The sequence below is a fragment of the Scytonema sp. UIC 10036 genome (assembly GCF_009725235.1).
The window spans coordinates 40,788-65,118 of sequence record NZ_WJFC01000006.1 but is presented as its reverse complement, the minus strand read 5'-3'; the positions used below and the strand labels follow the sequence as shown (position 1 = coordinate 65,118).

Here is a 24,331-nt window from a genome sequence, read left to right as displayed (position 1 = left end):
CTGTTTTTCTGCTTGTCGCCTTGTCTACCTTGTCTACCTTGTCCGCCTTGTCTACCTTTCTACCTTGTCTACCTTGTCTACCTTGTCTATCCTTGTCTACTTGTCTACCTGTCTGCTAAGACTCCGTCAGGCGATCGCTAAAGTTTCAACAATATGCGCCGCCATGCTTTCAATGGTAGTGTAATTAAAGAGATCGGGACGTTTAAGACGAATCCCCAGGCGCTCGTTTAATTGGTTAATAATCGAAACAGACAGAATCGAGTCCACACCGTACTCAGAAAACGGCACATCAAGTTCCACACGAGTCCCTACTATATCCAGTGCTTCTGAAAGGATTTCCACAATCTGCGCTTCGACTTTTTTGACAAGCTGTGCGGGGCTGTAGGCGTTCTTGACTTGGGTAACAATGCTGGTAGTAACAGTGCTTGCCGAGTCTGAGATTTTCGGCTCGGTTTGCTTTTCCTCCATGTCCCAATTTTCCCGTGTTTGATGGTCGATCGCGTTTTTACGCAAGCTCCAGCCATCACTTCGACCAACAATAATGTGCTGTCCCAACATTTCACCTTCGCCTTGCTCGCCCAGGGACACAACGTTGTCAAAACCTTCCTCTTCGAGCAAACTATGCCACATGGGCGCACTTAATAAAGGCCCGCCAGACATACGCACTCCAGCATCCTGATAGAGCCACCAGCCCTCTAATAACCCGAAAGTCAACGTGGCAAAGCTTGTAAGGGTCGTAGCTTCATTTAAAATTAACAATCCGTGCCGTTTTAGTAGGGCTTTAACGTGTTGTATTGTGTTGCGAATGGATTGGGTTGCATGCAGTACATTTGCAGCTAATACGACATCGCAGGCACTAGGCAAAACATCGCTTAGCGCTTCACGCTCCTGCTCAATGTCTAAACGTTGAAATTGGACAAAGGGGTAATCCTTGCCATAACGACGGCGACCGTACTGAACAAAATGCTCGGAGATATCGGTGTAATAATATTCTATATATTGTCCATAGGGTGCCAGACCTTTCAACACCTCGCCGGTCATACCGCCGATTCCCGCCCCGACTTCTAAAAAGATAATTTTTTCCTGCAAGAACGTGCCCGAATCTTTTTGACACTCGGCTAAGCGTGCTTTTACGCAGGCAACTGCAGCATCTCTCGCTTTAGCATTCAGCGCATCGGCGGTATTCCCCTGATAAACACCTTCAACCAGTTCCATCGACGCTTCTGGAAAAATAACATCCGTCGCTGCAACAGATCCCCGGATAATATCCGGGTAAGCCTGCAGGCAAATTCGCAACAGTTTTTCGTGGCATGCCAGTTCGGGATAGGGTTTTAACCAGTTCTGATGTTCGTCGTTATCTTTTGGTAAAGTGTTTTTCACTTCAATGTGCAAACCATTCACCTCAATAAAGCCTGCCTTGTGCAGCAAGTTCAGCCATTCTTTGTAGAGCTGGTGATAGCTTTCTGGAATAGCTAATCTAGTTGCCAGCGCCTGTTGCTCGTAGCGCTCACCGGGCTGACAAAACACACCCATTGTCTGGAATGCACGCAGAAGTAAATAACAAGCAAGACGATCCAACTGTTGAAGGGCTTGCTGATGGCGCTGTCTGTCTTGCAGCGAAATTGATGGATGTTGGGTTGCAGTCATTACGGAATGAATCAGCGCAGGTGAAGCACTTTTCTGACACGCGTACATTATTCCTGTATCGTTTAAGCCAAAACGGCTCAAGGCACTCGGTTGCGCTTTAAAATAAGCGACTTGTGTGGCGTAAGACGCCAGACAGCGCTCAACCACTTCCATCCCCTCTTGGGGATTAATGGATAGCACGCCCTGTTTGGCCATTCTTTGACGGTAATCGTCGGTAGCGACAATGCCAACCTCGCCCCAATAGCCCCAGTTGATAATTTTTACCGGATAGTTTTGCTGCCGCTCCTGGTACCGCGCCCAAGCATCTTCAAAGGTACAGGCAGAAGCGTAATTGCTCTGTCCGGCATGACTCATAAAGGACTGTCCGGCAGAGAAAAACAACAGGAAGTCCAAAGGCTCATTGGCTAGGGCTTGCTGAAGTACCACATTGCCCTTTACTTTGGGAGCAAGTACTTTGTGTAGCGTTTTCTCATCCATATCGGCGATCGCTCGGTCTTCCAAAACTAAAGCCGAATGGATAACGCCGTCAATACGTCCAAAATGTGCTTTGGCTTGCTGCACCACTCGCTGCATAGCCTCAAGATCGCAAAGATCCGCTTGCTGGTACAACACGTCGGCGCTTTGGTCTTTTAATAGCTGTAGCGCCTCCGGTGCCAAAGCCTCGACGCTACGCCGTCCAACCCATACCAGTTTCGCTTGAACGTTTTCAAGCAGATACTGGCTGAGCACCAAACCCAAACCTCCAGCACCGCCAATAATCAGGTATACGCCCCGAGTCTTGAAGGAACTTCCTTGTGTACTGTGTAGATTTGCCAGGGTTAAAACATTGTCATAAAAATGCCCTTCTCGCCAGCACAGGACGCGCCCGTCCGTCGGTGGCTTTAGCGCAGTCAGCGCCGAAGCAAACTTTTTGCTTTGCTCGGATGTCTGCAATGTCTGCCGATTGATATCTACGCAGCTTACCTGCCACAGCTCGTATTCTTTCGTTAACGACTGAACAAAACCAACCACATCTGCACCATAGGGGGCAATCCGCTCAGAGGCTTTGCACGCCTGTGTTTGCTGAGTCACGACTTTAAGGGTCAGTTTGCTGGAATAGCAGTGGTAGGTCAACAGTGCCTGAATCAAGCCCAAAAGTGCGATTAAACCCAGCGACTGGTTATTCTCAAGGCGTTCGAGGTTTAACTCTAAACCAAGGGCTTCATCGGGAGCGGGCATTATAAAGTAGAGTGTTAAAGCTTTGCCTTGCTCGATCAACGCTTCCAATGCCAGTTGGGGGGATGCGAGGGCAAGTTTAAAAGCATTGGGATCGCGAACATTTAACTCAGACGAAGGATTGTCGCCAAGCTCAAAGCTTAGGACTTGGGTTGCGGGTGGTTGCTCGTGGCACTTTTTAATATCATCTTTTACACCGGACATTGTCGGTGGATAAAAAATAACAACGGTGCCAGAAGCGATTGCTGGCTTCGCACGATCGCTGGCACTGGATCGCGTTGGTTCGAGGCGTTTCCATTGGGGCAAATAAAACTGTCCACCTAGGGTTGCTTTTTGATTTGGCTGATGGCTGTCGCTAACGGTTTCAGGTTTGCGGGCAACGGGTTCGGTGAAGTTAATTTTTTTTTGCTCTTTAATCCAGTATACTTCTTTGGCAAAGGGATAGGGCGGAAGGGATACTCGGTGATAAACCTGACCTTCGTAAATCTGCTGCCAGTCTAAATCAAAACCTTTGAGATAAAGACCAGCCAGAGCCATGAGGTTATCTTTATAGGTGGTGCGATCGCCTCCACTTTCCAGGTTTTCTGTATTGTGAAGCTCTGCCACTGTCAAATCAAAAACTTTCTTGCAAAATGCCTGTTCTTGTCGGCTCAATTTTTCCGCGTTGCTAATGAGACCATCTAAATTTCCCTTCAGGGCATTTTGCAAAGCCTCTATTGAATCGACGACGAAAGCACAGCGTTTTTTAAAATGGGCACGACCGATATTCAAGGTATAAGCGATCGCTCCTAAAGTTCCCCGCTTTTCGTTGCGTGCCAAATACTCACTTAAATCCTTTATTTTAAGTTTTAGTGCTTCATCAGTTTTGGCTGATAAACAGATTAAATGAAATGCTTTGTTACTGTCAGCAATTGGCTGCACGGGCGCTTCTTGAACAACGAGGTGGGCATTGGTTCCGCTGTGACCAAAAGAGTTTATAGCCGCCATTAACGGCTCACCTGGCTTGGCTTCCCAGTCCTGCAATTGCTCGACGATATACAGACCTGTGTCGTTAAAATCGATCAGAGGGTTGAGTTTGTTAAAATGCACCAGACCGGGCAACTGGCGGTGTTTCATGCACAACAAAATCTTAATCAAACCTATAGCACCCGCCGCCGCCGCCGTATGTCCTATACTTGATTTAACTGAACCTACTCCGCAACGCCAGCCTGAGTCTGCGCTGATTGAAGAAAATACTTTCTTCAGCGCATTCGCCTCAACCGGATCGCCCAATTTGGTTCCCGTGCCGTGGGCTTCAATATAGGTAATTTTGCTAGCATCAATATTATATTCTTGATAGATTCGCTTTATAAGTTTTTCTTGCGCGAGACCGTTGGGTGCGGTAATGCCGTTGCTTCTTCCGTCCTGATTAATGCCACTGCCTTTGATAACACCATAAATCAGATCGCCATCATCCAGGGCGTTCTGTAATTTTTTTAACACCAGAACGCTAACACCTTCCCCTAGAACGGTACCATTGGCAGCTTCGTCAAAGGCACGACATTCGCCAGAAGATGAGAGCATTTCAATGGATGACAGACAGACTAGTAAGTCACTATTAAGATTGGTAAACACTCCTCCAGCCAAGGCGATATCGTTCTCGCCATGACGAAGGCTCTCACAAGCCAGATGAATGGCAACTAAAGAAGAGGAACAGCCGGAATTAATCACCATAGCTGGTCCCTGCAAATTGAGAAAATAGGAGATTCTGGAAGCAACAAGGGCTTCAGAGGAGCCAGTGAAACCCTGTTGGCTGTAGCCGTTTGGCTCGCAACCGACATAGATGCCGCAACGCAATTGTGAAATGTTTTCATTCACAAGACCAGCATCTTCTAGTGCTCGATAGGCTTCCTGCATAAATACCCGCTGAGAAGGATTCATCTCGGCGGCTTCTTTAGGAGAGATTTCAAAAAACAAGGGGTCAAAATAGGCCTGTTCTTCTAAAATACCGCCCCACTTGCAATAACATTTTCCTGCCTCTGGCTGCGGGCTGTACATTTGACGATTCAGACGGCTTTCGGGCAGTTCGTCCACACTATGGATGCCTACTTTCAGATTTTGCCAAAATTGCTGGGTGTTTGTCGCACCCGGAAACTGACCTGATATGCCAATAATCGCGATGTCACGAAGATCCCTATCGCTCTTGTTATTGTCCTCCCTTATTTCCTTTATTTCGCTTTTGTTTTCCTGAATCTGAACCGCTTGTTTTTCTGGTGTTTGTTTTAGTGCAGATAGCTCGTTTTTATAGCGATCGACAATAAATTCGGTAAGACGTTCTACAGTAGTATAATTAAATAACTCTGAGGGGTTTAACTTAATCCCCAGCGCCTCATTAATTTTATCGACAAAATCGAGCATGAGAATTGAATCCACGCCATAATCTGAAAACGTGGTATGGATGTTAAGCCGATTTTGTTCGATCTTTATGCACAGGCTCAATTGTATCATCAGGCTGGCTTCGACTGAGGCGGCGATTTCCGTTGATGAGAGCGTCGCTGTTTCCTCTTGCCTGAGAGGATTCATTGAGGTGGCTACCTTGCGTGTAATCGGAGGCGCATCTCCGATTTTACCATCGCTTTGCGCGATGATAATTTGCTGTCCCAACGCCCGAGCTTCTTCATCCAACAGGATGACGTGGTGAAAATGCTGTTTTTCCAGCATTAACTGCCAATTTTTTGCTGACAGAGCAGGCGCTCCTGGCAGACGAATGGTTTCGTCATCATACAACCACCAGCCATCCAACAAACCAAAGGTTACCGTGAGAAAAGGCGAAACTTCTGTCAACTCATTTAATACCAGGAGTCCATCGCACTTGAGTAATGTTTTAACATTTTGTAAGGTTCTGCTAATGTTGCGTGTGGCGTGCAAGACGTTGGCTGCTACCACAATATCGATACTAGCGGGATCGAACCCTTGTTCGGTAACAGCTTGTTCGATATTCAACAATTGCGTCTCTATAAATGAATACTGCTCACAGAAGGTTTCGTTAGCGTGAATCAGGAAGCGTTTTGATATATCGGTATAAATATAGCGCAACCGATCTGAATACACATTAAGTGCTTTAAACAAGAATGCACTAGTGCCACCAGTACCCGCGCCTATTTCCAAAATGCGTATTTTTTCCCCCACACTAAGGTTTGGCAGCGCCTGTTCTACGGCAGCCGTCACAACGTCGGCTACGCGTAGGTTAAAATATTCAGCGGAGGGATGCTCCTTATAAATTGCTTCCACCCGTTCCATCGAGGAATGGGCGAATATAACTTCTGTGGCTGGTTTATGACCAGTCAAAATTTCCGGCAGTTCCTTTAGGCAGGGCACAAGGATATCCAGTTGCGGCTTTAATAGGGGATAAGATTCACGCAACCGATCTGCTTCCCAATCTATATCGATGGAGCGAATTTGTTTCTCAATGACGTCAGATTTTTCTTTTAACAGAATTTGTTGTGAACCGCGATCTTCAATTTTCTCTGCCTGAATGAGAATCCGAACGAGTTCACCCCATAAACGACGATACTTGTCCGGGATATCGAGTTGCTTTCTCATCTCTTCAAGATCGCACAAATTCGTCATGGACTCCAAAACACCAAGCGTCTTTAGGGTTTTGAAAATTCCATGAACGATCAATTCTTCTACCAATTTACGAGGGTGAGTTGATGATGCTTTCACTACTAACTCCCTTTTCTCTGAGATTTGGCAAAAACAATGGGTCGTAAAAATTCCTTTAGACTCGTCCAAAATATAATTCAAGCACAAGAAAATGGTAGAAAGTCAAATTAGCAGTTTACCATTGTGATGAAAAAATGTGTATTGTTCTTGATTATATCCATATATGTGACCATCGATCTATTAAGCTGCTCGTCGTAATAATTGTTTTGGCATTTTCAGTAGACCGAAAACTTTTGCCAGGTAACGCAAGAATGAAGTTTTCAGCCGACGTCTCTGGTATACTGTTGCGCTCGCACAAGCGAGCGCAACAGGGTCTATCCACAAACTTGTTACTCGAAGTACCCTTGTGTATTCCAAGGCAGGATTATAAATTTTAGTTTTTGTGAGAAAACAAAGCCTCAAACCTGGATTAAGTCAAAATTTAAGAAATTGGCTTCGATTATTGTTTTCCGAGAGTGAAAAAACAGGGTTAGATTGAAGATGTGAATGCTACCGAAGGAACAAGTGCATCCTGACAATAAACTTCCACCATTGGAGTTCGATAACCGTTAGGAGTCCAGAGAATGGGAAAAAAGCTTTCATCCATCTCAAGGCTACCAATCATTCTATAGCGCTCAAAAATATATCCATATCCAACTCCAGGCGGTTGAAACTGAGCATGCATTGGGAAGCTGCTGACTGCAAAGCTACGGCTTTTTTGTTCTTGAGTTGTGTTTTTCCCTAAACCACGCCATAAATCCCCGTGTATAAATACACATCCTCCCCTTGGAATTGTGAGTTGGATAATTTCCGGATGCTTCACACCTGCTTGAAAAGCAGCTGTCCGCAAAGGTTGGCGATAATCTTCCACAGGTGCATGCAGAAATCTTACCTGGTCAGAACAGACCCATTGATGAGATTGACTTGCCACCTCTAAAGTCCCTGCTTCTGGAATCAAGTCTGTCAGCGCAATCCAGCAAGTTATCACCGAAGATGGATCGATACAAGACACATAAGCGCGATTGCGATGAAACGCGACTTCTGAGGAGCCTGGTGGTTTAACCCAGCAGTTATCTAGGGCAAAGCGAGCACCAACCCAACCTCCCAAGGTGGCATTTAACCGAGCAATCTCTGCTGAAAATGAAAAGCTGGCAATGGTGCGATCGCATCGCCACACATTGGTTATTTGTTGAACTGCATTAGGTTGACTCGATCCTGTTCGTCCATGAAACTCATCTGGACAAGTACCTGTTTCATACTGACTTCCAGAAATGAGATCTAGCCTAGTATTGATTTGATCTACTAGCTCCAAATCCAAGAATTTATCGAGAATCAAAAACCCTTGCTCGCGGAACTGATGAACAAGTTCATCACTTAATTGGACTGGTTGATGTACCATTAGCTTAACCTCCTATAAAAGTAGCAGTTTTTGCTAGTGCATCATCACAATAATCAGCTAGGAAAGAGCTACGGTAGCCATCTTGCCGCCAGACAATCGGGAAAAAGCTCTCATCAATTGAGTCATCTCCGTAACGCTTATAGCGTCCGGCGTGAAAACTGTTTGGGATATAACTTTCTTCCCCAGTCGATCTAAATCGAGATTCAGCAGGAATGTGAGCAAACGCAAGACAACGCCTAATGGTGTTGGGCATAACGTTTCTACCCGAGCCATGCCAAACACGACAATGATGAAATGTACAACTTCCTGGCTTTAGTTGTATTTGCGACACTTCTGGATGCTCAACACCTGCTTGCTTAGCAGCTTGTTCCATGTACCAAAGATAGCCTTCACCTGGAACATAATATACTGGTCCATTATCTGTGGATAGCCATCGATGAGAACCCTTAACATATTCAATTGTGCTTGCACCTGGAATGGCATCACTGAGGGCAATCCAGCAACCCACAAATTCAAGGGGTTGATGATAGAAGGGATAGAAGGGGTATATTAAATCCTGATGTAAGACTGTTTCACTAGCTCCGTAAGGTTTTAGATAAATGCTATCTCCTAAAAAACGCGCTCCATTCCAGCCTCCAAGCATGCTCGTCATCTGACCGAGCTTTTCGGAAAGAACAACCGATGCACAAGTCAGATCGCTTCTCCAAACTCCTACCACTTGCCTAGTAGAATTAGGAATTCCTGAATTGGGGTTCCAAGTCAAATCATCGGGGTAAATTCCAGTCTCAAACTCACCTGAAAATATAGGTTCAAACCGATTAATTAGACGATTAACTAATTCTTCGTCAAGCAGGTTTTCCACAACTAAAAACCCATCTTCACGAAACTGAGTAATTTGTTCATCAGTAAGCAAAGGCAATTTATTATTCATAAAACTTCATCCTAAATAAAGGTCATTTTTTGTCATTCTACAGAGTACGACCATTGGTGACAAGTTAAGACAACGTTACTTTTGTCAATTAGGAATCATGACAGAAATTTGGTAATAAATAAGGCATCAACATAAGCTTTATACGCGGTGATTTGTGGAGCTGTTTGACATTTTACTTATCTCCCTTTATGGGCTGAGAGGGTCTAAAACTTGTCAGCCTCGGTCAATAAGCGGTTTAGCATAGAAGAACGATCTGGCAATGAAGCAATCAGAGTATTTTCGCTCGGCGCAACCCCCAAATTTTTCAAAATTTCATCCGATGCCTTAGTCACAACCACTTGTTCTGATTCGTGAGCCAATATTCGTTCTAAAGATTCCATTCCTTCCTCAGCATTAAGGCTGTAAATTCCTTTCTTTCTGAGATAAGCTTCGTACTGTTCGTGTGTACTCTCGAAATCGGCTTGTTGCTTGTGCGACCAATAACCCCAGTTTATAGTTTTTACGGGATAGGCCACCTGCCTGTTCATTTCACGGGCAAAGGCATCTTGAAACATACACCCCGCTATGTAACTACTCATATTTGCTGACATAAATTTTAAGCGTTGAGCAAAACTTTGCATGGAGGAGAAAAACACCAGAAAATCCAGCGGTTCGTTTTTGAGCACGGAGTAAAGAGCCAGAGCAGATTTCACTTTGCCATCAAACGAGCCAGCGCGGAACTGCTCTTCACTAAGACTGCCTATGGGCACGCCTTGAGGAACCATCACCAGGTTAAATACACCGTGAATGTTTTTCTTTTCTTTTTTAATCTCATCAAACACCGCTCTGGTTTCTTCCTCAGACCAATTTTTCAAAGTCATGTATCGGGGGCGAGAACCCAACGCAGCGATCGCTTCTATTTTTTTGTCTATCCGCTCATCCCGCTCCCGTCTCCCCACCCATATAACCTCTGCCTGATAAGTTTGTACCAGGTATCGAGTCAGGAGACTACCTACGTGTCCCGCTCCGCCAGCTACTACGTAAATTCCTTTGTTGCGTAGGCGACTGCGTACTGGGCGAGGTAAATCCAACCGCTCCAGTTTTCTGGTGTAAGCATTCCCGTTTCGTTCCACAACCACATTTAAACTTTGGCGATCGCCATTTTGCGCCAACAAGGGAGGAAACAGAGAATCCCCCGTGCTTCCAGAAGACGGCGATATATTTTGGCGATCGTAGAGATTAACCTGCCAGTGAACGTGTTCCTGAGCCAAAGAAGTGGCCAATCCTACGATGACAGATGCATAGGGGTCGATTCGGTCTTCTTCGTGCAAGGCATAGGCATCATTCGTAAACAATATCCATTGCAAGGGCTTCTCAGCATAACCCAACTGCTCCAATCTTCTCACCAAAGCTAGTAAACCCATCACGTACCAAGGCTCGCGAACAGTTTTCCGGAAACCATTTTGGGATAGAAGGAATGTTTCATTTGAAGTCGCGAGAAAACAAACATTGCACACCGACGACGTAAGTTGCTTTAATTGATTTCCCAAGTCATCGGACTGAAGACTCTCCGCGTATGGAAAACAAACAGAGAGAATCTCACGTTTCTGCTGGCGATAAATTTTCAACAGCCTTTGAGCCTCTGATGCGTTTTCTTCATGGTATACTAGCAAGCTTGTGCCCTCAGCCTGCCGTTCCTGAGAAGTTGTATTCTCATGAGCCAAACGCTGCCAAACCGGAACATAAAGCAGTTTTTCCAAGCTTGCCTTCTTCAAGGTTTTGAGTTTAATACCACTGTAACGAACCGCCACCTGACCCCATCGGTCTAAAATTTGCACGTCGAGTTCCTTCTGCGCTCCTTCCACGACATAGGCATAGGCTGGTTGCTCCGCATCATCCCATCGTTCTACTTTTTGCACGAAAAAGGGAATTCCGGCTCCTTGTTGAGAGGAATCAATCCAACGACAGGCAAGCAAAGCTGCAACAAAAGCTGCTGGATGGAAAAGGTATTCGGCGTTCTGTGGAACTGGTCTATCAATGGCTATGAGTGCTTCCCTTTCTCCAGCCCAAGCTTCTGTCGCCCCTTGATAAAGAGTTCCCACAACCTGGTTTGTTTCAAGCGATCGGTATGGTTCTTCCGGCAACTCTTGTTTGAGCATGGTGCTTTTCAAGCGATTGATATCCAGCGCTTTGGGTGGTTCCAAAGTCTGCGTCCAATAGCCATTGCCACGACAATAAATCGTGTTTTCATCCGTTTCACCACCGATGACCCGGTATTTAAAAGTATTCTGTTCTACTTCCACCACCAGTTGAACGGGGCATTCATCAAGAACATAAAGTGGAGTAAGCCAGAATAAATCTTGTAAAACGGCAACTTTATTGGGCACAATCTCGTTTAAACCAGTCAACACCATGTCTAGGAAACCCACAGCTGGAAAAACAGGTTTGCCATCAATAGTGTGTTGCGCCAAAAGCGGTTCTGTGGATTTTAAGACTTTTTTGAAAACATAGCTTTTTCGGGGTTGAGAAACCTCCACTGGAACGGATGAATCAAACCAGTAACGGTCTTTAGAAAAAGGATAGGTGGGTAAAGGAACTCGCTGGGGTTTCACCGCCCTCGGTAATTGAGTCCAATCCAGAGTCAAACCCGATACCCACGCCCGAGCAAGTTTCTCCAGTTCCCGATTGTTCAGGGCAGTCAACACCTCATCGGCAGAAACCGTAGAAGATTTCACTTCTCCTTCCTTAACCTCACCCAAGTAAAAATTCCCATCATTCGTCTTGTCTGCCAGAAAATCAGACAATTTTTGCTTTAAAGCATCTTTCGTATCTACGATAAAAGCCACCCGTTTTTCCATCGCTTCGCGTCCCACCTGTAGAGTATATGCTATGTCGGAAAGAGCATAGGATGGTGCATCTAGCATAAAACGATAGAGATTTTTGGCAACTTCCTTGAGCCGCTCCTTACTTTTTGCCGATAGGAGAATTAAAGCTGCTCCTTCTTCCGTTGTTCCTGCGTACTGTTTTTCATCCTGTGCTCCATACTCTTCAACCACAATATGTGCATTGGTTCCGCTAAAGCCAAAACTGCTAATAGCAGATCGCCTCATCTCTCCTTCCCCAACAGACCAATCCTTGAGTTCCGTATTGACATAAAAGGGGCTGTTCTCAAAATCAATATGTTCGTTGCTCTTTTCAAAATTCAACGATGGCACTAATTTGCGGTGCTGCAAACATAACAAGACCTTAATAAAACCCATAATTCCAGCTGCTGTAGCTGCATGACCGATGTTGCTTTTAACCGACCCTATAGCACAGTAGCGTTTTTTATCAGTGTAAGCTCGAAAGGCTTTCGTCAGAGCATCGATTTCGATAGGGTCACCCAATTTTGTCCCCGTACCGTGTGCTTCAACGTAACCGATTGTAGCTGGGTCGAGGTTTGCATACTGGTATACACTTTGTTCTAATTCACACTGGGAAGCAACGCTAGGAGCAGTGATACCATAAGTCCGTCCATCTTGATTGCAGCCCGACCCCAGGATGACCCCATAGATATGGTCGCCATCTTTGCGAGCCGCTTCAAGGGGCTTTAAGACCACAGCCCCGACTCCTTCCCCAGGAACAAACCCATCCGCTCTATCATCAAATGTTTTACATTTTCCATCCGGTGCCAGCATCCTCGCATTACTGGCCACAATATGGAAATGAGGGGTTGTACCAATATAGACACCGCCAGCGATCGCCATATCGCTTTCACCCTGAAGGATACTCTGACAACCCAGGTGTATCGCCACCAGCGATGACGAACAGGCGGTGTCAACTGTAATACTCGGTCCTTTGAGGTTTAAGAAATAAGAAATGCGTGCAGCAATCAGCGAACCAGCATTCCCCCAAAAGGATTGGGGCTCATACGGAACTCCTGCTTCCCGCATTTTCATGCGATAATCGCCAGGGTCTGCACCAACAAAAACACCACATTTTGTGTTAGAGATGGATGCATTGGCATAACCGGCATCTTCTAGGGCTTTCCATGCTTCTTCTAAAAAGAGCCGCTGTTGTGGATCGGTGAGTTCCGCTTCTCTGCCGGACAGTTTAAAAAAGAGCGCGTCAAATTTATCGATATCGGTTAAAAATCCTCCCCATTTGCAGTAGGTTTTATCGAGATGCTGTGGATTCGAGTCGTAGTATGCGTTGATGTCCCATCGCTCGGAAGGAACTTCGGTGATGCTATTTTTACCGTTAGCCAGGTTATTCCAAAATCCCTCGACATTGGAAGCTCCCGGAAAACGTCCGGACATACCTATGACAGCGATCGCCGAAACAGACTGCTTTTGTTTGGGAGGCGCTGGCGGAATAAACTGCTTTGTTTTGGGAGGAACCGTCACAACAACTTTGCCAATGTTTTCCCGTTGTTGCAGACAGTAATAGGCATCGCGAATGCCATCGAAGGAGAAACTGTGGCTTAAGGTTGGCACTATCTTTCTTTCCGCAAGTGCTTGTGCCATAAGTGCTAAGTGTTCCGTCAGAAGTTTTGGCTGCTTGGTATACAATCTGCTCATGTCAATGGACTGGAAAGTCTGATTATCTACCAAGTGGGACAAGTCAAGCTGCCGAGAATTCCTCAGCCCAGCCATAGCAATTTCGATATAGCGTCCACCGGGAGCAAGAAGATTTAAACCCTTCTGGATTGCTTCATCTGACAAGGTATTAAAAACTACATCAACACCTTGTCCGTTGGTCATCTCTAAAATTCTTTGGGCAAAATCCTCCTTACGATAGTTGATAAGATTGCGAACGCCTTTCTTTTTCAAGTATTCCAATTTTGCCGAGGAACCAGCTGTAGCATAAATCTCCGCTCCTTTCAACAAGGCTAATTGAATCCCAATCAATCCTACGCCCCCCGCAGCCGTTTGAATGAGAACCTTTTCACCCGGTTTCACGTTGGCTAAGTTAAAGGCGTGGTTCATGGTTAAAAAGGCTACGGGGAAAGAACACGCCTCTTCGTGGGTTAAACCGGAAGGTTTTTTGACTGCATTCTCTTCCCGGACTACGACTAGCCCGGAGTGCCCTCCCATAGATGTCCCCATTACAGCGATCGCTTCATCTCCAGGTTGAAAACGCCGTACCTTTGCCCCAGTACGCAAAACCACACCGGAGACTTCCGCTCCCGGCGTAAATGGATAAGGCGGCATATTGGGGTATAACCCACGCACGCATAGCACATCTGCAAAATTGAGAGAGAAAGCTCTGACCTCGATTTCTACTTCTCCCTCACCGGGCGCGGTGGGTTGGATGGCACGAATTTCTAAATCTTCAGGGGAACCCGGTTTTGTCACAAAAACCGCCTGATATGGCGAAGGCGATCGCTCCTCCTCTTCAATTTTCTCTACCTGCGTGTTATTGACCTCGAATGAATCAACAGTCTCCCAGGTGTTATGGGACACAGACATTGAGACTTCTGAATGTTTCGAGTATTCCACACTTTTCCCAGATTCCATGGTTTCTGGAGATTCTACGGGAGCTGATTGTTCCAAATATTCCGGGGGATCTGAGTGTTCAAATTCTAACAATGCCTTAATCTGTTCGCCGTATTCATCGAGAATGGCATTGGAAAAACCTTCTATATTGGCGTGATCGAAGAGTGCTGTCGTTCTTAGCTGAAGTTTAAGAGTTTTATTAATCCTGTTGATGAGATCTACCCCGGTAATAGAATCTACCCCGTAATCGGAGAGTGGTTTTTTGATATTGATCTCTTCCTGGCTCACGTCTAATGCTTGGACAAGGTTTTCGGCAATCTTCTCCTCAATATAGGTTTTGAGATCCGTTTCTTTTCGTACTCTTTCAGGTTTAGCCTGCCGAATTAATGGCGATCGCGACTTCACCGGGTTAGCTTTTGTTACGGTTGTCGTTTCTGCCGACTTTCGATAGCGTCTGATTATACCGTTACTCTCTGTAATAATGACATCTTGCCCAAAATCCAAACGCGCCTGAGAAGATTCGTTGAGGTTTAAAATAGAGCGGAAACCTTCCGCATGTAAAACATCTCTCCACATAGCTAAGCTGAGGGTGGGACCACCGGGCAGCCGTCCCTCTTCATCATCGTAGAGCCACCAGCCCTTCAGTAACCCGAAGGTGTAGGTCAAGAAGTCCAGATTTTTCACCCCCTCATTAATGATAAGCCAGCCATTAGTCTTGAGAAGGGCTTTGGTATAACGAAGGGTATTATTTATTCTGCGTGTTGCATGGAATACATTGGTGGCAATAACGATATCAAAATCGAAAAGTTCGTAACCTTGAGTTTCCACATCCTTTTCGACATCCAGTATTTTGAAATCCACAAAAGGATTGTCTGCCTCAAAAGTCTTCCTGCCATAATTAATCAAGCCCGGAGAAATATCGGTATAGACATAAGAGAGATGTTCGCCGTATCCCCGCACCGCATCAAAAACCATAGTACTTGTAGAGCCGGTTCCTGCACCCACTTCAAGAATCTTGATTTTTCCGTTTTTGCCTAACTTTGGAATATGGTGACGAACATAGGCAGCGACGTTACGTGCTACACATCGGTTGTAATGGTCTACCTGGGCGTTCCCTTTGTAAATACCCTCAACCCTCTCCATTGAGGAATTCGGAAACATAACGTCTGTCCCGGCGATTTCCCCACGAAGTACGTCCAAACAGGAATGCATACAAACCCATACCAGGTTGATATGAGTTTTCATTTCAGGGTAAGAGGAAAGCAATTGATTCTTTTCTTCTTCAACACGTTTAATTGCTTCCCGCACCGAAGCACTCTCCACTGCGGTGGTAGACACAACTTTTTGTCCTTGAATCCAAATCCATCCGGCACGAGAGAGAATGTTCAGTAATTCATCGAATAGACGCCAATAGTCAGGTATAACGGATAACCTTGTTCTCATCTGTTGTTTGTCGTATTCCTCATAAGCATTTCGGAATACCCCTGCCTTATGAAAACACAGCAGGGTGAGGTGTAACCCCAGGCGATCGATCTCAACAAAACACTGCTTAGTTTTTTCCGATTCGTTAAATCCCCCTAGGGTGCGGTCTATAAGGGTATTTAGGGTAGGAGGAGTTTCTTCCGGAGAGAAGGATAACTCTTGGCTGAAGTCAACATTAATCCCTGTGAGAAATTTTTCATTCGCGTTTATGGGCATCACCTGATTCAACGGATGGGACAGAACTCTGGTAATCGACTCCATCCCCTGTTCTGGTTGAATCGAGTAGAGACCGGCAGCAGCCAGCTTTTTGTTAAAGTCCTCGGAGGCGACAATTCCTACAGTTCCCCAGTAACCCCAGTTTATCACCTTGACAGGAAAATCTTCTTTCTTAGCTAGGCTGTGAGCATAGGCATCTTTGAAGGTACAACCTGCCGTGTAATTCGCTTGACCTGCGTTGCCCGAAAAGGAGATTGCCGATGAGAAGAACAACATAAAGTCAAGAGATTCCCCCTCAAAGGCTTTATGTAAGATAACACTGCCCCGTACTTTGATATCCAAAGCCATACGTAAAGTGGGCTCATCCATGTTTTCCAGGGTCTTATCCTTTAAGATAATAGCCGAATGAAAAACTCCATGAATCTTTCCGTATCGGGCGCGAACCTGTGTCACCACCTTTTTCATACTATCCAAATCGGTGGCATTGGCTTTTAAGTACAGGATCTCGCCACCTTTAGATTCTATGGTTCGGATTGTTTCTTGCCTTTGTGCGTCTAATTCGCTTCTGCCCACAAGAATAACTTTGGCTTGGACGGTTTCCGTGAGATAACGACAAAGTTCTAAGCCGATACCACCTGCCCCTCCTAGAATGAAATAGACACCTTTTGTGCGGAAAGGCATTTTTGGAACGGAAGGCAAGTTGATAGGAAGCAATTTGCGTACATAACGTCTTCCTCTACGCAACGCTACGGCTTCACCTTGAGGATGAGGTGGTTCGGTCAAGATAGGGGCTACCCACAACCGTCGTGTTTCCTCTGTTACCGCAACTGCAAAATCGTCAAGGTCGATATCCAAGCAACTCACTTCCAGTTGGGGGTATTCTCTAGCCAGGGAAGAGGTAAAACCCTGTAAGCTGGCAGTGCAAGGATCGAGCGCTTCTTCCGGTTTTATTTGATACACTCGGTTTGTGAGTACTTTCAAGCGCAGACGAGCGGTAAAGTTGTGCGAAGTAATTCCTTTAAAGAGTCGAAAGAGTGATATTGTGCCCTGTTGCTGGCTTTGTTCGAGAATTTCAAGATCGTCATCACCCCATTTTGTTTGGTTCCCACTCAAAAAGTAGATGGTGAGAGGAGACGATCCGACCTTTTCTATTAAAGCGGGGATGCAGTTATTCCAGGCAAGCGGATCGTCGGCTTTTACCTCCCAAAGGTTTTCCCCCAGTCTTCCAGACCCTAAGCCCAATTGAACCCGAAAACATTTATGACTGCTGTGGGCACTGGCAAGAGCATCTGCCAAAGGCAAACAAGACAGGGGATACACCAACAAACAGCTTTCTTCGGTTGAGGTTGGCAGGGAAGGGCGATCGTTTTCTTGCAGCGTCCAACTAGGGGCATAGAAAAATTCAGCTAAGGGGTCTTTGAGTTTTCTTAGGACAACGTCACTCAGCTTGAGGCACACCTGACCCCGTTCATCTGTAAGTATTACATTATACCGCGATTTGCCCAGATTTTTGACATATGCATAACCACGGGGTGGTAACGGGCGAATCCGCTCCACCTTCTCGACAGCATAAGGTAGCATCGGTTGTCCGCTTCTTGTTTGAAGAGGGTCGAAAAGACCACCGATGACCTGGAGAGCGCTATCTACTATAGTGGGATGCAGTTCGTATCGTTTAAAGTCGCTTTCGCAAGCAGTCGGTAACTGAAGCAAACCGATGGCTTCTTCATCGTTTCCCCAGATTTGTTCGAGCCCTTGGAACTGAATTCCATAATCAACACCCTTTTCCCGGCAAATGGTGTAATGAGTTGGTTTGTCTATTGTCCTGCGGGAGCAACGTGTTTTGATATCTTCTATGGAAAGTGGTGGTTCTTGAGTAACCTCTTTTTCCTTAACCAAAACGAACTCACCTTGGGCGTGGATAGTATCTCCGCAACGAATTTCAAAACCGAACTCTTTGTCCTTTTGGGTAATGACGATATTGATTTTTTTTCCTTCTTCGGGTATAATCACGGGCTGTAGCCAGAGAACTTTGGCAATATCGTATTGTTCATTTGGTCGAACCGAGGAAAAAGCTGCGATCGCAATTTCAAGAATTCCCACCCCTGGGAGAACGGGCTGATTTTTCACTTGATGGTCGCTCACAATCCAATCCGTATCGGACAAAGTCTTGTGAAATACGGCTCCAACGCCTGCACTCTCTCGAACATCAAATCCATCTAGTAAAGGATGAGAGGAAACGATCTGGGATTTTGTGTCTTGAGATATCCCCACTTCAGGAATCCAATAGCGTTTCTGAGCGAAGGGATAAGTTGGCAAAGAAGAACGTTGTGGCTGAGATTCGCCGTACAGGAGCTGCCAATCAATGCTTACACCTTTAGTCCACAGTGCAGCTAATTTACCTAGCTCTTGACCGTGGAGCAATTGCCGGACAAAAGTTTCTCCGATTTCTCCTTGAAGGAGTGTTTCAATCTCTGTGTCTGTGGTTTGCACGCTACCTCGGTAACAGTGTTCCCTCTCTGCCAATCCTTGGTAATACTGCAACAATTTTTCCCGAAGTTCTTCCAGACTGGATGCAATCAAGGCTAATCGTTCCTCCATCGCCTCACGACCCACTTGTAAAGTATAGGCAATGCTCTGCAGCGACGGATGAACATCGGCGGCGGCGGAAACAGGGATGAACTCAGCAAGCTTCCTAGCGTATTCCTTCAGGGAATTTTCATTCTTCGCAGACAAGAGAATCAAGACGGGCTGCCCGTTTATCTCCGCGCTTTGCTTTTCGTTGTTTCTCCTTTCTATATATTCCTCCAAGATGAGGTGTGCGTTTGCCCCACCCGCTCCAAAGGAACTAATACCTGCTCTGAGAGGATAAGTCTTTTCACTATCCCCTTCCTTAATAACTGGCCTTTCCCATGTTTCGAGTTGCTGCTGTAGATAAAAGGGAGACTGCTCAAAACGGATGTTCGGATTTACGGTTTCTGAGTGGATTGAGGGTGGGAGTTGTTTGTGTTTCAGCTGTAGAACGACCTTGCTCACGGCTGCTATACCGGCAGCGGCTTCCAAATGACCGATATTAGCCTTTGCAGAACCGATGCTGCAAAATTGTGTCTCCTTAGTGTCTTGTTGGTAAGCTTGTACTAAACCAGAAATTTCAATAGGATCGCCTAACTCCGTGCCGGTACCGTGTGCCTCTATATAACTAATAGTGCGGGCGTTGACATTTGCTTTTTCCAGAACCTCCTTAATCAACGCACCCTGCGCGTTGGGATTGGGCACGGTGTAGCCGTTAGTCTTGCCTCCGTGATTGAGGGAACTTCCTTTAATAACGGCATAAATATGGTCTTCATCCCTGATTGCCTTATCTAATGGCTTCAGCAGAATTGCCCCTATGCCTTCCCCCGGTACGTAACCATCGCCTCCCTCACCAAAGCTACGACAACGTCCGTCACTGGCAGCAAATCCATTTTGACCCAATTGCAGATATTTATTTGGGTGAAGAGATAAATTAACTCCGCCAGCCAAAGCTAAATCACAGTCCCCGCGTTTGATGGATTCGCATGCGAGATGGATAGCAGTTAGGGAGGAAGAGCACATGGTATCTACAGCCAGACTTGGGCCGCTAAAGTTAAAGAAGTAGGATACCCGGTTAGCAATGGAGGAGAGAGAGTAACCGAGGAACATCGGCTTACCCTTGGCGGTTTCTTCGACTCCCAGCAACTGGTATTCCAGGTAAAGCGCTCCAACAAAAACGCCGACTTTTTCTGTTTGAAGTTTAGCCCTCGTATAGCTGCTATCTTCGATGGTTTCCCAGGCTACCTGTAAAAACAGGCGTTCCTGTGGATCCATAATTTGGGCTTCTTTGGGAGCTATGTTAAAAAACAGGGGGTCGAAGCGATCGACATTGTTGATGAACCCTCCCCACTTACAATAGCTTTTTCCTCTTTTATTCTTCTCTGGGTCATAATACTGACGGTAATCCCAACGTTCCCGAGGGATTTCGGTAACACAGTTTTTTCCTGTCTTCAGGTTTTCCCAAAAGGTTTCCAAGTCGTCTGCCTGTGGATAGCGACCGCTGATGCCTATAATCGCAATTTCCTGGCATTGTTGGTCAGGCTGTTTGCTGCTAACAGCTTTAACCGCAGATGTTGGCTGCAGATCGACATCCAGCTTTTTTGTGGCAGAATCGGAACTGTTGACGGCTCTCGCTCCGGTATTCGATTTTTCTTCAGTCGCTACCTTTTCCCAATTCTTGAGCAATAGGGTTTGATGGTGTTCGATAAAATATTCAGTTAGCTCGGACAGATTTTGTCGCTCAAAGAATAGGGTTTTAGGCAATTCCCCGAAATGGGATTCCAATTCCTGATTTAAGCTTAAAATCGCAACCGAATCAATTCCGTATCTTTCAAAAGGCGCTGAGGCTTGAATTTTGCCTACAGGAATTTTGAGGGCTTTTGACAGAATCTCTTTTAGATAACTCTCAATTTCTTGACGAAAATTCTCTAAATTTTTTGAAGTTTCGCGATCGCCGGATGGGTTGTCTTTCTCCCCTTTGTCTTGGGTTTTTTCCTCCCTAGTAGCCGTTGCTTCTTCCCCCGGAGTGTGCAACTCTCCCGGAATCCAGTACCGTTCTCTCGCGAAGGGGTAGGTGGGCAAAGACATGATTTTGGGAGTCGAATCAGGGTACAGCGCCAACCAATCGAACTTCACTCCCTCTACCCACAATTTTGCCAATTTGTCAAGTGAAGACAGAGAGTCTTTTTGGATTTCTTCTCCTGATAAGGACGAGACGACCTCTGCTTTTATAGTTCCGCGATAAACATGGGCTTGGTTCTCGCGACCTTCAATATAGCCCCGCAACTTTTCTCTGAATTCTTCATGACTGGACACAACGAAAGACAGGCGTTCTTCCATAGCCAGCCGCCCGATCTGAAGCGTGTAGGCTAAACGCGATAGGTCTACATTATTTGCATCATCAAGATAATGGCAGAAATTTTCCGCCATTTCTTTGAGCCGCTCTTTGTTCCTAGCGGATAGGACAATAAGTACGGGTTCTCCCTTTCTCCAAGAAGGGGAACTAGGAGCCAACTCCTCTTGATATTCTTCAACAACGATATGACAATTCGATCCGCTAAACCCAAAGGAATTGATTGCTGCTCTCCTAGGATAAGGGAAATTCGGCTGCCAATCACGCAAAGTTTTGTTTACATAGAAGGGGCTTTCAGCAAAATCATTATGGGTATTCTCCTTTTCCACATAAAGAGTGGGAGGAATCATTTTGTGACGTAACGAAAGGAGCACTTTAATCAAACTCACCACCCCCGCAGGCGCAGAGGTGTGTCCGATATTACTCTTAACCGAGGCAAGGGCACAGTACTGCTTTTTCGCGGTATAAGTACGGAATGCCTCTGTCAGCGCCTCCACTTCGATAGGATCGCCTAACTTAGTACCCGTTCCGTGGGCTTCAACATAGGAAATACTTTCAGGGTGAATACCGTACTGTTGGTAGACCGCCAATTCCAATTCTGATTGGGACTTGCCACTGGGAGCGGTAATTCCGTTGGTCTTTCCATCCTGATTGGTACCCGTTCCCTTGATAACTCCGTAGATTGTATCTCCATCTGCTATAGCCCGATCCAAACGTTTCAGGGCGACCACAGCAACAGCCTCGCCGACAACAATCCCATCAGCATCGTTATCAAAAGCCCTGCACTTACCTGTCGGCGAAACCATCCCTGCCTTACTCATTTCAACATAAAGTTGTTCCGACAGGTAAAGTGTCACGCCACCGGCTAGCATGATATCCGCTTCTCCGTCGCGGAGACTTTTGCAAGCCAAGTGAACCGCCATCAAAGAGGAAGAACATGCGGTGTCTACGGTCATGACCGGTCCTCTCAAGTTTAAAAAGTAGGCAACGCGAGAGGCAAGAATCGAGTTGGCATTGCCCAGCATGACTTGCCCGAGACTCTTGATTTGACCGTGTTTGTATAGAAGCGCTTTATAATCGTTATAAATAACCCCTGCAAATACGCCACATTTCACGCTATTTAGCCGCTGCCCCACATACCCAGCATCTTCGAGGGTATGCCAACAGGTTTCCAGAAAAAGACGTTGTTGTGGGTCCATCACCTCCGCTTCCACGGGCGAAAGGTTAAAAAACAGGGGATCGAATTTATCAACATCCCGAAGGAATCCACCCCATTTGCTATAGCTGCAATTTGGTTTCTGCGGATCGGGGTCATAATATTTTTGCAAGTCCCAACGACTTGGGGGAACCTCTGTGATAGAATCTACACCTTGTCGGAGATTTTCCCAGAACTCCGATAGGTTATCTGCGCCCGGAAAACGTCCGGACATCCCAATCACGGCAATATCTGTTGTGTTTTTTGCTTCGGGAGGCTTCGCCGCGACTTGGGCGGGGATTTTTGCTGCAACTTTATTCGGGGGAGCGCTTTCAGGAGGCTTCGCCGCGACTTGGGATGGGATTTTCTCTGCAACTTTATTCGGGGGAGCGCTTTTCAGGAGAGTGGTTTTCAGTGTTTTACCATAGCGATCGACAATCAACTGGCTGAGGTCTGTGATGCTTGAATAATCATAGATGGCTTGAATTTTTAATTTCAGGTCAAACTCCCGGTTGATGGCGTCTATGAGTAACACACCCTGCAAGGAGCCCACTCCGTAATCGGCAAATCGAGCCGTGACATCGATCTCCTCCGGTTTCATTTCCATCTCTCGGCTGGTTATCTCCACCAGTTTCTTCTCAAGAGACTTGCGATCGATTCCATCGGGTGCAGTTGTAATGGGGCTCTCTTCTTCTAAGGGAGGAGTCTGTAAAAGGGCAGGCTGTAGTGCAATTGGTTTCCTCTGTGCGTCCGGGAGGCGATCGCTTGCCTCTTTATAAAACACGGGATAATCGAATTGACGCTGGTTGAATTCGAGCAACTCCTTCGTAGTTTCGTTAGGAGCCGCCTTTCCGATAGTTAAGAGAAGATAACGTAAAACTTTTTTCTTTATTCCTTGCCCAAAGCTATACCAGCCACGGTATTCTTGTTCAAATTGTTTAATAACAGGATTAACGGAACACAAATAAGCAAAATTACTTTCAAATTGAGGATCGTCGAGGAAATTGGAAATTTCAACGCTGATGTCTACACACTCGATAAGTTTCAGCCCCACATCGCTGAGAATTTTACTGTACTGGGGGGCGGTGCTGGTAAACATCGCCAATTGAGGCATATTGATTTCGGTCACCGTATTGGCGACACAATCTGCCAACAGAATACGACCGTCCTGGTTGAGATGTCGATAAATATTTTCAAAGGTTTTTTGTTTGTGTTCGATATGGGGGAAAACTTCAAAGCCAATAAACAGGTCATAAAAACCTGGAAAGGGGTCTTTGCTACTGTCTTTACAGAAAATACGCAGGCGATTGTCCAAGCCTTTGTTGCGGACTCGGTTAGCCCCCTCTTCTGCTTGGTTGGATGCGATCGTAAAACCGTCGCCGATTATATGCGGATAAGCCAAGGACAAATCTATTAAATCTGTCGCAAAGCCACATCCAATATCCATGACGTTGTGGACTTTGGAAAAATCGACTCCATGATAAAGAATCCGTTTTGCTTCTTTTTGTTTGGAAGCTATAATCGCCGCATATTCGGGATGTTTTTCTGGTTCGTTATAAATCAATAACCAGGAAAACCCTTCTATTTTTTCCGCTAGAGGAGAAAAGATTAAATGGGAATCTTCTGTCCCTAATAACTCCTTCATATAAGGAGTCATTTTATTATAAAAATTGGCGACCAATTCTCCTGTTTCCATTGGTTTATCGGGTTGAGATAAGGTTTCACTATCTACCCAACAACGCTTTCGTTCAAATGGATAAGTTGGCAGGGAAATGCGTCTGGCATTCGGATGTTTATTCAGTTGTTCCCAATCAACATCAATATGTTGTGTCCACCAGGCTGCCGCTATCCGCAAATCTTTATTTCTGTATAGCTGTTTTTGTTCCTCAGGGTTCACTTTTAAGCGCTCCCGAGATTCTTTCTTTCCTCCTCTAAAAATGGAAGAAGTCACCCCTGACTCCAGGTAAAGAGCGAGCAGATCTAAAAGTTCTGATTGGGTTTTTACGACTACCGCAAATCGCTCGTCAAGGCTCTCTCTACCTCTCTGCAAGGTGAAAGCAATATCAGCCAAAGAGACCGAAGTTTGAGACAACAAATAATCTCTTAAAGTCTTGAGATAAACCCTCAGTTGTTCTTCTGTTCTAGCCGAAACTACAATCAGTTCTTCACCCACGCTCTTTCTCCT

Annotated in this window: 4 protein-coding genes; all 4 read right to left on the bottom strand. The window is 45.8% G+C overall.

Going from position 1 to position 24,331, the window contains the following annotated elements; genetic code table 11:
- Positions 1-126: 126 nt before the first annotated feature.
- Positions 127-6,567, bottom strand: a complete 6,441-nt coding sequence (locus tag F7734_RS04830; protein WP_155743630.1) for an SDR family NAD(P)-dependent oxidoreductase — start codon at positions 6,565-6,567, stop codon at positions 127-129.
- 469 nt (positions 6,568-7,036) lie between these two features.
- A complete protein-coding gene (locus tag F7734_RS04825; RefSeq protein WP_155743629.1) occupies positions 7,037-7,945 on the bottom strand; it encodes a phytanoyl-CoA dioxygenase family protein in 909 nt (302 codons plus the stop codon).
- 4 nt (positions 7,946-7,949) lie between these two features.
- Entirely contained in the window at positions 7,950-8,876 is a 927-nt protein-coding gene (locus tag F7734_RS04820; protein WP_155743628.1) for a phytanoyl-CoA dioxygenase family protein, read from the bottom strand.
- Between the two features lie 203 nt (positions 8,877-9,079).
- Positions 9,080-24,319 carry an SDR family NAD(P)-dependent oxidoreductase gene (locus F7734_RS04815; protein WP_155743627.1) on the bottom strand — a complete coding sequence of 5,080 codons (15,240 nt, stop codon included), beginning with the start codon at positions 24,317-24,319 and terminating at the stop codon, positions 9,080-9,082.
- Positions 24,320-24,331 lie beyond the last annotated feature (12 nt).

Bases quoted from the DNA above. Each gene is read 5' to 3' on its own strand.
- F7734_RS04825 (WP_155743629.1), bottom strand. From the start codon at position 7,945: ATGGTACATCAACCAGTCCAATTAAGTGATGAACTTGTTCATCAGTTC.
- F7734_RS04820 (WP_155743628.1), bottom strand. From the start codon at position 8,876: ATGAATAATAAATTGCCTTTGCTTACTGATGAACAAATTACTCAGTTT.